The sequence below is a fragment of the Vibrio sp. 2-Bac 85 genome, assembly GCF_037546705.1.
Classification (GTDB): Bacteria; Pseudomonadota; Gammaproteobacteria; order Enterobacterales; family Psychromonadaceae; genus Psychromonas.
In genome coordinates, this window is the sequence record NZ_JALAAB010000007.1 from 159,331 (window position 1) to 173,579 (window position 14,249).

Consider the following 14,249-nt stretch of genomic DNA (forward strand, 5'->3'; position numbering starts at 1 on the left):
AGATGGCACACCTTTAATAAGAACAAATAACCTCAGCTATCTTCTTAACAAAAACAAACCAGCCGGTGAAGCCCTCCGCAACACCACGGTACTTGCTTCAACAACAAGTAGCATCCCAAGGTTTGGTATCCGGGCTTAACAATAATAAATTAATATTGTTTTACCGTTGCGGGGGCAGCCTTGGCATTCAACCAAGTTCCCAAACATCTACGCGGTATAAAACATAAATGCATAGTTTTTAAGACTATATCCAGAGGAGCGCGAACAATAACTTGATACAGGTCAAACAGTCAATATAAAGCCTATGTTTTATGCTTAATAATACGAGTGTTGGCATCACCAGACACTTCACCTGTGTTTTTTGATCAACACCTTTGTATCGTAAAATTTCTTATCATCGGAAATATCCGTGATAAATGAAACAGAGGCCACGGTATAAAAACAAACATGTGTGACGAAAAAATTTACACATTAAAATATAGAACATACAGAAAATCAGTAAGAGACTGAATTAAAAAACATTTTTATATTGGCATGATTACTGCTTAATAATATAAAATATACTCAATATTGATTAATCACTAATGAGTATTATAAAAGTAACCTAACAATGAAAGGAATCAGTATCATGAAAAAAATCATCATAGCAGCCGTTGCTTCACTAATGGCTTTAAACGCAAATGCAGCCCTTATTAACATCTATGAGACAAATTCGAGTTTAAATAATATTGCACAATCTGAAACAGTTATTAATAGCTCAACCGCTCCAACTTATTCATTTGAAAGTGAGAATATTTTTTACAGCGATTCTGCAGCACATGGCGCACCTGGATTTGATAATGGTCATAACGAAACTTTTGTATTAACAGCAACAGGTTTTCTTGATACTTCTTTATATTCTGCGCTGCAGTTTTTCCACGATGATGGCATGACAGTTAGTCTAGCGGGTAATGCAGTCTATAGCTACAATGCAAATACAGGTAAAAGAGACAGTGGATTGATTAGTTTCGCAGATACTGGTTTAGTATCCTTTGATTTGTTGTTCTGGGAAAACTATGGTGCAGCGACTCTACTCACTTACGGTGTGTTAAGAAGTGGCACACAAGCAACTGAAGTAGCAAAAATTGCTTCAGTTCCAGCTCCAGGTGCAATGGCATTATTTGGTTTAGGCTTACTTAGCTTAGTTGCTGCGCGTCGTCGTAAAGCCTAATTTACTAAAATAGCTTTTATAACGTCGTTTCTATAAAACGATTGCTATTAAGCAACTGTTATTTAAGTAGTTTTTATTAAGTAATTGTTATTAAAAAATAGAGTAGCCTGAGGCTACTCTATTTTTTTTACATTCTACTATTCCCTACACTCTACTATTTTTCACACTCTACTATTTTTGACACTCTATTTAGTTTCCACAACTCTACTTTTCATCCTAACAATCACTTTCTTTGCTCAAGCCATTGTTTGGGAGACATCCCCTGCTTTTTCCTAAACACACGTGCAAGTGCAGAACCATCCTCATAACCCACCGCATTAGCGACTAAGGCAACAGACTTATTTTGCTTTAATAATGTTTTAGCAACAATAATTCGCCAATCAATCACATAGTCTCCAGGACTCTGTCCAACAATACGTTTAAATAACTCAGAAAACTTAGAGCGGGACATTAATGCCATTTCCGCCATGTCATCTAGCCCCCATTGTCGTTCTGGCGCTTCTTGAATTGCGAGGATCACTTTAGATAAGTGTGGGTGAGACAATCCAGCTAACAAGCCATGATCCATTATATTATTGCTCAATACATGCCTAAGAATATAGATAATAAAAATATCTGTCAGGGCATTGATCATCGGTAATCGCCCACATCTGTTTTCAAACGCCTCTTCAAATAACCCTAATGAAGTCTGTTTTATTTTTGGGCAGTCATCGAGATTAAAATGCAGCAATGTAGGCAAGGCTTCGGCTATCGGGTTAGATGTTGCTTCATTATAAATAACATTGGCACACACCAATTTTGGAGGGTTATCGGGATCACCAACTATGCGATGAGTATGCGGTGAAGGAATAAAGAGCACTGTTGGCTTATTAAAGCGCAGTGACTTTCCTTGTTCATCAATAAGGGTTAACTCCCCGGATTGTAGAAGATGTAAATGGCCTTGATTTAATTGTTTATCGAAATGACTAATGCCACACAAATTTCCAGTAAAAAAGACTTCTGTATTCATCGAAAATCGTTTCAATATGATTGAAAGCTGATCCATGTTGATTCTCTCCGCGACCATTTTGGACGATTGGGGGCAAAACATGGACTATGTCATCCCTTTGATTAGATTAAAAGCCTTATATTATTTGCCAAGCCAGATTGAATCCTGACTTAACACCAGCTTGTTATTATAAAATGTAGAAATAAAATGACACTTTCATCACTAATCAAATCAACACTAGTAAGCTCTGCGTTATTAGTAAGCAGCTTAAGTTTTGCAGCAAACATTGAAGTGAATGCAAACAATAATGACCTTGCTATAAAGGGGTATGACACTGTCTCGTACTTTACTGATGGCTCTCCCACTAAAGGCTCAGATAAATATACAGCGGCTTACAATGGCGCTATCTATCATTTCTCAAGTGCCGATAATCGAGACCTATTTAAAGCCACACCTGCTAAGTATGCTCCACAATATGGTGGCTTTTGTGCGATGGGTGTTGCCATGAATCAGAAGTTTGATACTGACCCAACGGCATGGCATATCAAAGGCGATAAATTATATTTAAACCTTAACAAAGACGTTCAAAAACAATGGTTAAAAGATGTACCAGGATTCCTTGAAACAGCTCAAGTGAATTGGACTGGTATTAAAGGCTTAACAGAAGAGCAAATAGAAAAAATAAACGAATAATATTCTCTCCTAGATTCGCATAATAAGAGCAATTACTAACATCTTAAGCGAGACTTTAACCATGAAGATCAACCATGAAATAACTAACAGCTAGCGATGATCTTGAGCAGCGATTATCAGAACATGAGTATTCATTGCTGTTTTTAGTGTTCCATGGTGTGGGCCTTGTAAATCAATGACACCTGTTATTGAGAATGTATCAAATGCATGCACCAACGAGTCAACTTGATCAAAGTTTATGTTGATGCCTACCATGTCGCTATCAAATCTGAAATTTGATAGCGATTAAATAATAATGCACTACTTCTTGGTATTCACGTTTCTAGCAATCATTAATACTTCATCATCGGAATATAAGTTTGTAATCGTAGTTTCAATTTCAGCTCCTAAGGTACTTTTATACAGCTGCTGTGCAAAATTATCGGCACGCGTTGTCACTAAAATATGCTTTAAGGTTGAGCCATTTAATGAAAGATGGTTATTTACTAAAGCAAGTGACTCAGTAATTAATTGACGACCAACCCCTTGATTTTGAAAGTTAGGTGAAACAGCTAATTGCTCAAGTTCAATAACGGCTTGCGGGCGAAAACCACTTTTTTGAATCCAAATAATATACCCGAGGATTTTACCCTCTTTTTCTGCCACAAAATTTAAGAGTCGAGGAAACGCATTGAAATTACACTGTATCCATTGCAATGAATTTTGTTGCCTTACAAAGGTTAATCTATGGATCTCAGCGGCATTTTCTAAATCTGTTTTTTCCATTAATCTAACTTTCATAAAGCCTCCTAATAGGAAATAAAAACCAACGACTCAACACCATTACGGTTATTTAATTTTATCTGTTAAAGCAGAAAACTCTTTTTGCATTTGAATATTATTAAATGGCACTAACTCAGGTGCTTGCATCGCCATTATTTTATCGAATAACTGACTGCTGTCGTTAATGAAATTGCTAACTTGAGATGACATAGTGACAGTATTTAAAGTATTAACCGCTAGCGTATAATCCTCCATCAACAAGCTATGTGCTCGAGACATATTATTGACATCACCTTGCATACTGCGCTTATATAATTTGATTGCCTGTAACGTTGTATTCTGGCTTTTTAAATTTAAAGCATACATTTTCTTGTGCGTTGAAGAGGCATTATTTAGCTGTTTTTTAGTGGTTTTTATCAGGCTATTTTGCTTGTTTTGTAGCTCATCGATACGTGGAATATACTTGTATTTTAAATCGGCAATATAACGTTCCTGAATATAAAGTTGTAACTCTAATAACACCACATACATGCTGTAATATTTTTTAGCATGATTCAGATCTTCACCTGAGTTTGCAGTTATCTTAGCAAAAGAGCTCGCCATTTCAGCCACTACAGGGAAAATGGTGGTCATTGCTAAAATATCATCTGCATTGACACGTACTAATAGTGCCTCAACCTGCTGCAATGAAAGCTCAGTCCCAAATTTTTCAAGACGAGATTGTACCGTTTCAATCATTTCCTCTCTATTTTGTTGGTACTCTTGTATCTCATCTTCGTATTGTTGCTGTTTTTGTAATGCGTCTTTTTTCTCTGTTCCAATTAAGATAATAGCTTTTGATTTTTGCTCAGAAGCTTTTTCTTGAAGCGCTAAAATAGAGGCATCAATATCAGCAATATTGTTATTCGCATCCAACACTATATCGTCATTTAATATGCCATAAACATCATGTAATAACTGATCAATATCTTCTTGATAAGCTGCTTTGTTCTTTTTAAAGAAAGCACTTTCCGGCGCTGAAGACTTCTCTTCTTTAACTTCAATAATATCAACAAACCTATCTTCAACTTTATCCCATGATGTGATGGCTTTTTGCTTAGCGGCAGGAAGACTCAATAAGTCATTGTTACCATTATTGTTACCATTATTGTCATCATCACCTCCCATTACATCTGCATAAAGCGTTGTACTAGTATTTTTCACAGAGTCCCAGCCATTGGCGACAGATTCTTTCCAGTCAGCCTGCACCGTGAATGAAACTGCTGAAGCGGCGATAAAGCAGAGAAACACAACGCTTTTTTTCATCTTATTAATTCCTTCGGTCTTTCTTCGTGTGACATATCGAACAGCATATATTAAATGTGCTAAAACGAATTTAATCAATTGAGTTTTGTTCTTATTACTTGAATTCAAGATCAACAAAAGTAATCAAATATAATACTTAAATGTATCCTATATTCACACTTTCGGGTTTTATTTTAAGTGGAGAAGATACAAGCAGGATATAGGAAAAATGTGAATAGCGGATATAAAAAAAGGTATTAAGCTGGGCTTAATACCTTTTTAATCAATTTACGAATAGGCTATAAAAAGTGATTACCAACCTTTAACAGCGCCACCTTTAAAGATTTCAGTTGCCGCATCAAATACAACATCTGTTTGATATGCTTTAACAAAATTTTGTACATTCTCTGATTGAACATTATCAGCACGTGCAACAATCAAGTTTACGTATGGAGAGTCTTTATCTTCAACAAAAAGACCATCATGCTCAGGAGAAAGGTCGATCGAGCTAGCGTAAGTTGTGTTGATGATAGCAAGGCTAACATCATCCAATGAGCGTGGTAATTGCGCAGCTTCTAACTCAATTATTTGTAGATTTTTTTCACTACTAACAATATCCAATACTGTTGCTTTCAGGCCAACACCTTCTTTAAGTGTTAACAAACCTTGCTTCTCTAATAAGATTAAAGAGCGACCTAGGTTAGTTGGATCACTTGGCACTGCAATTTGGTCACCATCTTTTAATTCGTCTAATGATTTGATTTTGTTTGAGTAACCAGCGATTGGATAAACTAATGTATTTCCTGCAACAGCAAACTTGTAACCACGGTCAGTGATTTGTTGATCCAAGTAAGGCTTGTGTTGGAATGCATTCACATCAATTGAACCTTCTTCTAGTGCTGCATTTGGCGTAATGTAGTCAGAGAAAGTGACTAACTTAACTTCTAGACCAAACTTTTCTTTAGCTACTTTAGCGGCAACCTCGGCTACCTGTGCTTCTGCACCAGCAATAACACCGATAGTAATTTTATCATTATCAACTGCGACGACTTCTTTTTCTCCACAACCAGCTAATGCAAAGATTGATGCAAAACCTAAAACGGCTAATACTTTTTTGATATTAAAATTCATATATTTTCCTTTGAATGTAACTTACTTTTTAGAGTTAATAATTAATAACTAAGAGTTAATAGTTAAGAATAAAAATTTAACGATGATCAACACGCTTAACAAGATGATCGCCCAGTGATTGAATCATTTGTACCAAGATAACTAAGATAACAATGGTGATCATCATTACCGTCGCATCAAAACGTTGATAGCCATAACGAATACCTACATCACCAAGACCACCACCACCAACGGTACCAGCCATTGCCGAGTAACCCACTAAGGTTACTAGCGTAATAGTGACGGCATTTATGATGCCGGGTAATGCTTCTGGCAATAATACCTTTTTAATGATTTGCATCGGTTTTGCGCCCATCGCTTGAGCAGCCTCAACTAGACCTGATGGCACTTCTAATAGCGCACCTTCAACCAGACGAGCAATAAAAGGAATGGCACCGATAGTCAATGGCACAATCGCTGCAGCAGTACCAATCGATGAACCAACTATAAAACGAGTTACCGGAATAAGCGCAACCAATAGAATAATAAATGGAATAGAACGGCCAATATTAACCACTATGCCTAAAATTTTATTCATGGTGGTATTTTCTAACAAACCGTTCTTTTTACTTAAGTGTAATAGCACACCTAGCGGAATACCCACAGCAAAACCAATGAAACCAGAGGTAAATACCATCACTATGGTTTCCCATAAAGAGTCCACTAATAACTCAATTAAACGGGTGTTTTCTGTCCACCATGTTATCACTGCATTAAATGACATAACCTAACACCTCTAGTTCAATTTTTTGTTCTTTTAAATATTCGATTGCTTTATTCGCACAAGCTTCAGGGCCAATGAATTCCGCTAACATAAGACCAAACTTAACCCCACCAACGTAATCCATATTTGAGCTTAAGATACTAATATCAATATCAAACTCTCGTGCAACATGGCTTATTACTGGCGCATCGACGGAAGCACCTGTAAATTCTAAACGAATCAATGGGTAGCTATTTTCAGTGCGTGTAGCCTGTAAGCGCGCTTCGTAATCAGCAGGTATTGATAAGTCTAATGTTGAACGAATAAAGTCACGTGCAAGATCTGTTTTTGGGTGTGCAAAGATGTCACCTACAGTACCGTTTTCAACTAATTTACCATCACCAATAATTGCCACTTCTTGACAAATACCTTTTACTACGGCCATTTCGTGGGTGATCAGCAAAATAGTTAGGTTTAATTCTTCATTAATTTTGCGTAATAACTCTAAAATAGAAATCGTTGTAGCAGGATCTAAGGCACTAGTTGCTTCATCACATAGCAATACTTTCGGATCAGAAGCCAACGCTCTGGCAATTGCAACACGCTGTTTTTGTCCACCACTTAAGTTCGCTGGGTAAACATCACGTTTATCTGCCAAGCCAACAAGCTCTAATAAATCTTCAACTTTACTTTTAATTGTACTTTTTGCTACACCAGCCAGCTCAAGTGGCAACGCAACATTATTAAAAACAGTACGAGATGAAAGCAAGTTAAAGTGCTGGAAAATCATACCTATTTTACGACGAGTTTGTGTCAATTCTTGCTCAGATAAAGTCGTTAAATCGACGCCATCAACAATAACTCGCCCTGAAGTTGGACGCTCTAACAAGTTCACACAGCGTATTAGAGTACTTTTACCTGCGCCAGATGAGCCTATTACACCAAAAATAGTACCTTGTTCTATGGTGAGATTAATATCAGACAGTGCGTTAATCGCCTTGTTGCCTTGATAAAACACCTTGTTTACATTTTTTATTTCTATCATCAGATTTCCTGAAATTAATCGGGTGTAACGTTTTATTGGATCAATAGAGACTGTGATCTACATCGTAATTACCAGTGCATACTAAGCCATCTAGACGTCTAAAGCAATTAATGATTAATAGCAAATTCATATATTTCATACACAAACTGCTGACACTCGATTCACTTACTCAATAATGCTTAAATTATGATCAAATATAAGTTGCTTTTACTTAACCTAAACGAAGTAATTTATACCTTAGACTTAATCGAATAGTCTCGTTTTAACAGGGTCGTTAATACAATAAGGGGAAAGGTTAATGTAATAAGGGAAAGGTTAACCTAATAAGAAGGAGATATTAAGTCGATTAGATTCAAATGACTCAGCTCACTTTTTACACTATGACTTTAGCTATGCATAGTCAGACCAAAGTAGAGGATTATGTAGGGTAAAAAGTAGAGCAAAAAAAACACCATAGGCAAGCTATAGTGTTTCTCTAAATATATAAACTTTAACGGTTTAAATTATTTTTTAAAGCGACGTACGCCAAAACCTAATAATCCAAGCGCTAGAATTGCTGAAGTTGCGGGTGCAGGAACATCTACAACAGAGAAGTTAACTAATGCTACTTCTTGTCCATTTGCAGAGTTACTACCACCACCTATCCAACGAACTTGTAGTTCATCACCAGCCGCTGCAGCCGTTGTATTGAACGCAAAGCTGTTAAATGTCCATTCATTGGTTGTTAATACAGACTCAAGTACACCTGATAAAGTTGTGTTTTGTGTTACGTTAAACACTTCTACACTTGCACCATCTGAACTTTTACGAGCGCCGCCAAAAAACGTCAACAAACCTTCTTGATCTGCTGTTATCGCTGAATCTAAAGTAAATGTAGCAGTTAAAGTCACATTACCTTGGTCATCATTAACTTCAATAGCACCAGGGATATTAATTTCTGCTGTTGTTGCATCATTATCATGATCATAGGTGCCACTCATCCCACGAGGAGAAGCACTTTGTGATTGATACACTTCAAAACCATTACCACTTGTGTCTGACCAAGTAACATTAGTAGAATTAATCAGTGACGAACTACCACCGCTGAAATCTTCAGAAAAAATAACGCCTGCGTTAGCAACATTAATAAGGCAGCTTGCAGAAAGTAAAGCACCAGCAGCTGTTAACTTAGTAAAAATATGTTTCATTTATTCTCCTTTTTAAAACCAATCCTTTAATTACTTTTACGTATTGATAAGAAATGACCTTATACTCATTTTTGATTATATTTCAGTCGCATTATAGATCATTACAATACCTTAGCAAGGCCGTATGCCCTTTATACATTTTTTTTCAAAGTCTGTATTGCCAAGGTAAGTCTACAACTAGCAATGGCATTGTATTAAGACGACGAATATTGCTTTAAATAAGCCGGAGATACCCAGCATTGAGGGTGGTAAGATTATTACGCTTATGTTTTTTTCATCGATGCTAAAATAAATTCAATCATTGTGCGTATCTTTAATGAGGGGGATTTACTCTTATATAAAACATTAACAGCCATTGTCGGCGGTATATGATCTTTTAAAATCTCAATTAACTCACCGCTGGCTAACTCGTCCTGTAATAGCAACATTGGCTGTAACAGAATCCCAGTTCCTTTTAAGGCAGCTACTTTTAGTGCTAGTCCGCTGTTCGAAGTCAAACGAGTATGTTGTCGATCAAAAGCCTGTGTATCTATTCTTAAGGCAACATTTGCTTGAATATGATCATAACTAAAACCTAAACATTGATGATTAATGAGATCACCTAAACATTGAGGTACCTGATGTTTAGCAAGATACTTAGGAGAAGCACAGTAGAGCAATTGATAATCTGCTATTTTTCGTGCAATAAGTGAGGAATTAATAAGTTCACCGATACGAATAACTACATCTACTTGCTCGTGTAATGGATCAATTAAACGATTGTCTAACATCAGTTCAATATTAATATCAGGATATACCTGCAAAAAATCCGCAAGGATAGGTGCTAAGATGATATTGCCAAAAGTAACTGGTGAATTAATTCGCACCGTGCCTTTGGGTTTATTCTCTAATCGTTGCAAACTATTTTCAGCTTCCGCAATATCATCCAAAATACGAGTACATTCTAAATAATAAATTTGTCCGGCCTCGGTAAGAGATTGCCTACGAGTTGTTCGATTAAGCAGTTTAGTACCTAAATGTTGCTCCAAATACTTAATATGTTTACCGATCATCGTCGCCGTTACAGAAAAATTAACCGCTGCTGCTGCAAAACTACCGTGTTGGGCAACATAAACAAATACTTGCATACTCTTTAATCTATCCACATTAACAACCTATAGTTAGCAAACAACAAACCGAATGGTCGTTTATCAACCTGAAATAGTCAATTATTATTAATTGTATTATTTCCCTCATTGATTAGGAGTACCTTATGTTTAAGCAAGGTTTGTTCATTACAGCGGAGTTGCGAATTAAAGACGAAAGCGATCTCAATACTGCCATCACGGCGATTCATACTTTTTGTGAAGGTATGAATAGCGAGCCAGGGTGCTCAATGGCAGTTGCATTACAAGATAAAGAAGATCCTCGTCGCTATATTTTTTGGGAACGCTATGACCACCAACAAGCTTTTGAGCAACATTTTAATGCCAAGCATACTCAAGAATTTATTCAATCAGGATTAACTGAGTTAGTGCAAGCTTTTGAAAGCAAATTATTAACAACGGAGAAATAACCATGAAAAAAACACTCAACTGGGGAATGTTAGGCACTAGCTTTATTTCTGCAGAAATGGCTGATGCCATCATTAAAGAAGGTCATACTCGCCTTTATTCCGTTGCAGGTCGCTCCGTTGCAACATTGAATGAATTTGCAAATAAATATGACATTAAAAATACATTCACTGATTTTGATGCGCTGATTAATGATCCACAAGTTGATATTATTTATATCGCCCTACCTAATCACCTACATCATGAATACGTTATAAAAGCGGCAAATGCAGGCAAAGCGGTATTGTGTGAAAAGTCATTATCAATTGATATGGAAAAAACACACGCTGCGCTGGCTGCAGTGAGTGAAAATAATACGTTTTTTGTTGAAGGCCTGATGTACCTGACACACCCTTTTACTCGTGCGATTGCACAAACTATTAAAGAGGGAGCAATCGGAGAAATAAAATCAATTAGTGCTCAATACTGCGCTTCTATTGAACAATTTGTGAATCCTAATAGTAAAGGCGCTCTTTATAATTTAGGCTGTTACCCTGCATCGTTAATGCATTTATTAATCAAACAACAATTTACTAGTGAAGTTAGCGATAACTATCAGATAAACGCTTTCGGTAAGCGAGGCAGTGATGGCAACGTTTGTGAATCAGCTGCAACCATTCAATATTCAAATGGCATTACTTGCCAATTACACACCGCTGAAAATTATGGGTTACATGCTGCATTTACCGTACTTGGTAGTGAAGGCAGCTTGGTATTAAACTCTAACCCATGGTTGCCTGATGCTAAAGATAATAGCTTTGCAATAACAAAATATGAACAAGAAAGTAAAGTTATCAGCGTCGAAGCAGACGGGAACGGTTTTTTATATCAAGTCAGATTAATTCGTGAAGCTTTAGAGCAAGGCCATAAAAATCTGCAATGGCCAGCTGCAACACCACAAGACTCAGAACAGATAATGAAATTATTAACCGACTGGGAAGCTGTAACTTTAACCACTTTAGATCAATAGCAGCCACAGCTTAACTTACTAATAATGTTTAATAACCTATACCCACTGTCGTTTCAATTTAAAATTACTATTGATTGGCAGTGTGTATGGAGTAACGGATCTCAGGCAACGAACATTCTCAGGCAACGAATATAAGGATTAAGAAAGCATATTAGACTGGTGAAAGTGAATTCAACACCTTAATGTCCAACACTCCTGTACATGGATACACTTTCACAGAGTATGAACCAAGCCCTCAGACAGTTATCAGATTGATTGAAGATCCAAGTCGCTTAATTAAAAAATCATACTTTTAATTTTTTGGGTAAAGAAAAATTAGCAAAGATAATTAAACCAGCACCGAAGAATAAAGACAGCATCGATAATCCAACTCTAGCATGGCTAATATAACCAACCGTTAATAATAAAATGCCAATAACAACTAACCCCACTCCAACAGTTAAAAATAACCTTGGATAACGGCTTAAAAGAGAAACGTTATGTTTTTTAGTCTCTGAACCAAGGTGTTGCTGATGTTTTACTGTTTTACGTTTGTGCTTTTTAGCCGACATAACTAACGCTCCTGTACTCAACTTATCCAAACTCATTTTATTTTGTGTCAGCATCAATGGACTAATCGGGGTATGAATCATAGCGTAACTCAAGGTATAGCCTATTGTTTTGTATTGCTTTTATGTCAAAATTAATCATAAATGAACAATACATTTTGCTAACAATGGCATAATACGAAATAGATGATTATTGAATACGGGGTTAAGTCACATATTTAAATTAACCTTAAATTTAAAAAGTCGTTATTCTATTAATAACCATTTAGCATTAAAGCTACTTTCAATCTCAACACAGTTAGAAATAAAATTTTAGACCTATTGCTCTTGGTAACCCCTTTATAAATTATTCTTTATAAATAACTCTTTTTATTAAAAACTTACCCATCTGGCTTAGATTCAAGCGAATTGAACATTGAAGTGCCATATTATCTATTTAAGAAACAAATCACCCTGCCATAAAAGCGTGACTTAAATCACACTTATTGTTGTTTTTTTATTCTCAAACAATATAATGATGATGTAAATCACATTTATTGGAGAATTAACATGAAACAAAAAATTATTAATACTGCTCGAGAAATTGCTGGAATACTTCTAATGTTTACAGCTGCCGCTGCCGTTGTTTTATTACAAATAACAACTTGGATTTAATCGAGCACTTGCTCGATTATTATCTGACTTGCTCTTTTGACGCTGAATTTTTTATTGTAATACCAGCTTTCAATGATACGCATCCCTGCTGAGCAGGCTTTTAAAATAGCCTTCAAACATCACACCTAATTCTTGACTTCGAAAAATATCTTGAACCTCTTATAAAACCCAAGCCTCTGATTTAAAAATAAATAATTTTAGTTATTAGTAACATCTTCATTAATTATTATTAATGCCTTGAATGGGTGAAAGCCCAATACTCGACATCACAGAACGATTATTTATCTGATAGATTGTGAATGCTAAATTGAAAACACTTGAACAAAAGTCAATTCTCTAGAGAAAATTTAATGAAGAATAGAAGGCGTTATTAAACTGATTTTATTACTGAGTGCTAGCCTCATAAAAAATACCGGTCAGTAATGTAGGTTAGGCAGTAATGTAGATTAGAAAAGTAGTAATATGATGGCTGAAAATAGTGTTCACAAACTTATAAGCTTATATCTTTCTATGAGTCACAATGTGCCTTGGAAATATATTAAATGAACATTTCCCTAAATGTTCATAACCAGTACATCCCGTATATTTGTTCGTAAATTTTTCATAATTCTGAAGACAGTAACCCTATTGCGTTATAGTATTTGACTATATTTTTCTGCTTCCCTTCATCACTTTAGCCATTGGCTTAATATATCCAAATTAAAATTTATAACTTAAATCAACATCGTGTATTGATATGCTTTATGCGTAAATATCACAGGAAAATTATTTAAAGGCCGAAAATGTGCTGAAAAATTAATAATGAATATCGCTATATGCAAGCTGATATGCATAACCTCTCTCCTGCTATTGGTGCAGTTATGCTTTGAGAAGTAATTATAATTTTCAGATGCAACCAGATATAGATAACGACTTTGGTAGTTGCGCTATGAAAATAGACAATAGAAAGCCTGAGGCACCAATAGAGGCTCGTGGTCGAATTGCTAGAGCATATCTGTATATGGATTATAATATTCAAGATATAACAAGAGTAAGTCTCAAAAGCAGTTAATGAACGCTTGGGATAAAACGTATCCTGTTAGTGCATGGTAATGTAAACGTGAAAAATATATTGCTGATATTCAAAAGAACAATAACAGCTTCGCTCTGCGGGGTTGTGAATAAAACAATACTTCGCGTAACGATAGAGTAAGCATATTAAGGCGAGAAGGGTTATAAAGCCCTTATAAGCGATAAATGAGATTGCCACCTCTGTTTCCTAAATCAGATAATGAATTGAATATTTAGAAGTGAAGGCTTCAAAATAGTGAAAGTCGTAAACTAAAGGCATAAAAAAACCGATGTTGTGTGAACATCGGATTTTCATCACATATAATTAAAAATCAATATTTTTTCTTAAAAGACTGATATTAACATCAAAAGTTATTCATACTTTGATAGCTC

At 35.8% G+C, this 14,249-nt stretch carries 14 protein-coding genes and 1 riboswitch; of the genes, 5 read left to right on the forward strand and 9 right to left on the reverse strand.

Annotated elements, in window-relative coordinates; translation table 11 throughout:
- Positions 1–103: 103 nt before the first annotated feature.
- A riboswitch (cobalamin riboswitch) is annotated at positions 104–241 on the reverse strand.
- 387 nt (positions 242–628) lie between these two features.
- Positions 629–1,210 carry a PEP-CTERM sorting domain-containing protein gene (locus MT390_RS09825; RefSeq protein ID WP_499440895.1) on the forward strand — a complete coding sequence of 194 codons (582 nt, stop codon included), beginning with the start codon at positions 629–631 and terminating at the stop codon, positions 1,208–1,210.
- Positions 1,211–1,433: 223 nt separating this feature from the next.
- On the opposite strand, the gene MT390_RS09830 is transcribed toward MT390_RS09825, so the two are convergent.
- A complete protein-coding gene (locus tag MT390_RS09830) occupies positions 1,434–2,300 on the reverse strand; it encodes an AraC family transcriptional regulator (RefSeq protein ID WP_499440896.1) in 867 nt (288 codons plus the stop codon).
- Between the two features lie 105 nt (positions 2,301–2,405).
- On the opposite strand from MT390_RS09830, the gene MT390_RS09835 reads away from it, so the two are divergent.
- Both MT390_RS09835 and MT390_RS09840 read left to right on the forward strand, forming a co-directional pair.
- Entirely contained in the window at positions 2,406–2,891 is a 486-nt protein-coding gene (locus MT390_RS09835; protein ID WP_166372727.1) for a YHS domain-containing (seleno)protein, read from the forward strand.
- 133 nt (positions 2,892–3,024) lie between these two features.
- On the forward strand, positions 3,025–3,120 hold the full coding sequence (locus tag MT390_RS09840) for a thioredoxin domain-containing protein (protein ID WP_499440944.1): 96 nt from the start codon (positions 3,025–3,027) through the stop codon (positions 3,118–3,120).
- 71 nt (positions 3,121–3,191) lie between these two features.
- Here the strand turns inward: MT390_RS09840 and MT390_RS09845 are convergent, their stop codons facing one another.
- The 7 genes from MT390_RS09845 to MT390_RS09875 form a co-directional block, all read right to left on the reverse strand.
- Positions 3,192–3,656 (reverse strand): GNAT family N-acetyltransferase, encoded by a 465-nt coding sequence (locus tag MT390_RS09845; RefSeq protein ID WP_499440946.1) that lies wholly within the window; start codon positions 3,654–3,656, stop codon positions 3,192–3,194.
- A gap of 63 nt (positions 3,657–3,719) precedes the next feature.
- Positions 3,720–4,958, reverse strand: coding sequence for a hypothetical protein (locus MT390_RS09850; RefSeq protein ID WP_499440898.1), 1,239 nt, complete (start codon positions 4,956–4,958; stop codon positions 3,720–3,722).
- Positions 4,959–5,249: 291 nt separating this feature from the next.
- Entirely contained in the window at positions 5,250–6,068 is an 819-nt protein-coding gene (locus MT390_RS09855) for a MetQ/NlpA family lipoprotein (protein ID WP_166372725.1), read from the reverse strand.
- A gap of 76 nt (positions 6,069–6,144) precedes the next feature.
- Positions 6,145–6,831 (reverse strand): methionine ABC transporter permease, encoded by a 687-nt coding sequence (locus tag MT390_RS09860; protein WP_166372724.1) that lies wholly within the window; start codon positions 6,829–6,831, stop codon positions 6,145–6,147.
- Positions 6,821–7,855, reverse strand: coding sequence for a methionine ABC transporter ATP-binding protein MetN (gene metN, locus MT390_RS09865; protein ID WP_499440899.1), 1,035 nt, complete (start codon positions 7,853–7,855; stop codon positions 6,821–6,823). Before metN ends, MT390_RS09860 begins: the two co-directional genes overlap by 11 nt.
- Before the next feature lie 503 nt (positions 7,856–8,358).
- Positions 8,359–9,042, reverse strand: a complete 684-nt coding sequence (locus MT390_RS09870; protein ID WP_499440900.1) for a PEP-CTERM sorting domain-containing protein — start codon at positions 9,040–9,042, stop codon at positions 8,359–8,361.
- A gap of 263 nt (positions 9,043–9,305) precedes the next feature.
- The gene (locus MT390_RS09875) at positions 9,306–10,187 is read right to left on the reverse strand and encodes a LysR substrate-binding domain-containing protein (RefSeq protein WP_499440901.1); all 882 of its coding nucleotides are present in this window, start codon (positions 10,185–10,187) and stop codon (positions 9,306–9,308) included.
- Positions 10,188–10,294: 107 nt separating this feature from the next.
- On the opposite strand from MT390_RS09875, the gene MT390_RS09880 reads away from it, so the two are divergent.
- Together MT390_RS09880 and MT390_RS09885 are read left to right on the forward strand one after the other, a co-directional pair.
- Positions 10,295–10,597, forward strand: coding sequence for a putative quinol monooxygenase (locus tag MT390_RS09880; protein WP_166372720.1), 303 nt, complete (start codon positions 10,295–10,297; stop codon positions 10,595–10,597).
- A 2-nt stretch (positions 10,598–10,599) separates the two neighbouring features.
- Entirely contained in the window at positions 10,600–11,604 is a 1,005-nt protein-coding gene (locus tag MT390_RS09885) for a Gfo/Idh/MocA family protein (protein ID WP_499440903.1), read from the forward strand.
- Positions 11,605–11,888: 284 nt separating this feature from the next.
- Here the strand turns inward: MT390_RS09885 and MT390_RS09890 are convergent, their stop codons facing one another.
- Positions 11,889–12,248, reverse strand: coding sequence for a cell division protein CrgA (locus MT390_RS09890; protein WP_499440904.1), 360 nt, complete (start codon positions 12,246–12,248; stop codon positions 11,889–11,891).
- Positions 12,249–14,249: the final 2,001 nt, after the last annotated feature.

What these genes read in the sequence shown, in the direction of transcription:
- MT390_RS09825 (WP_499440895.1), top strand. Translation starts at nt 629, where the DNA reads ATGAAAAAAATCATCATAGCAGCCGTTGCTTCACTAATGGCTTTAAAC.
- MT390_RS09830 (WP_499440896.1), bottom strand. Translation starts at nt 2,300, where the DNA reads ATGTTTTGCCCCCAATCGTCCAAAATGGTCGCGGAGAGAATCAACATG.
- MT390_RS09835 (WP_166372727.1), top strand. Translation starts at nt 2,406, where the DNA reads ATGACACTTTCATCACTAATCAAATCAACACTAGTAAGCTCTGCGTTA.
- MT390_RS09845 (WP_499440946.1), bottom strand. Translation starts at nt 3,656, where the DNA reads ATGGAAAAAACAGATTTAGAAAATGCCGCTGAGATCCATAGATTAACC.
- MT390_RS09850 (WP_499440898.1), bottom strand. Translation starts at nt 4,958, where the DNA reads ATGAAAAAAAGCGTTGTGTTTCTCTGCTTTATCGCCGCTTCAGCAGTT.
- MT390_RS09855 (WP_166372725.1), bottom strand. Translation starts at nt 6,068, where the DNA reads ATGAATTTTAATATCAAAAAAGTATTAGCCGTTTTAGGTTTTGCATCA.
- MT390_RS09860 (WP_166372724.1), bottom strand. Translation starts at nt 6,831, where the DNA reads ATGTCATTTAATGCAGTGATAACATGGTGGACAGAAAACACCCGTTTA.
- metN (WP_499440899.1), bottom strand. Translation starts at nt 7,855, where the DNA reads ATGATAGAAATAAAAAATGTAAACAAGGTGTTTTATCAAGGCAACAAG.
- MT390_RS09870 (WP_499440900.1), bottom strand. Translation starts at nt 9,042, where the DNA reads ATGAAACATATTTTTACTAAGTTAACAGCTGCTGGTGCTTTACTTTCT.
- MT390_RS09880 (WP_166372720.1), top strand. Translation starts at nt 10,295, where the DNA reads ATGTTTAAGCAAGGTTTGTTCATTACAGCGGAGTTGCGAATTAAAGAC.
- MT390_RS09885 (WP_499440903.1), top strand. Translation starts at nt 10,600, where the DNA reads ATGAAAAAAACACTCAACTGGGGAATGTTAGGCACTAGCTTTATTTCT.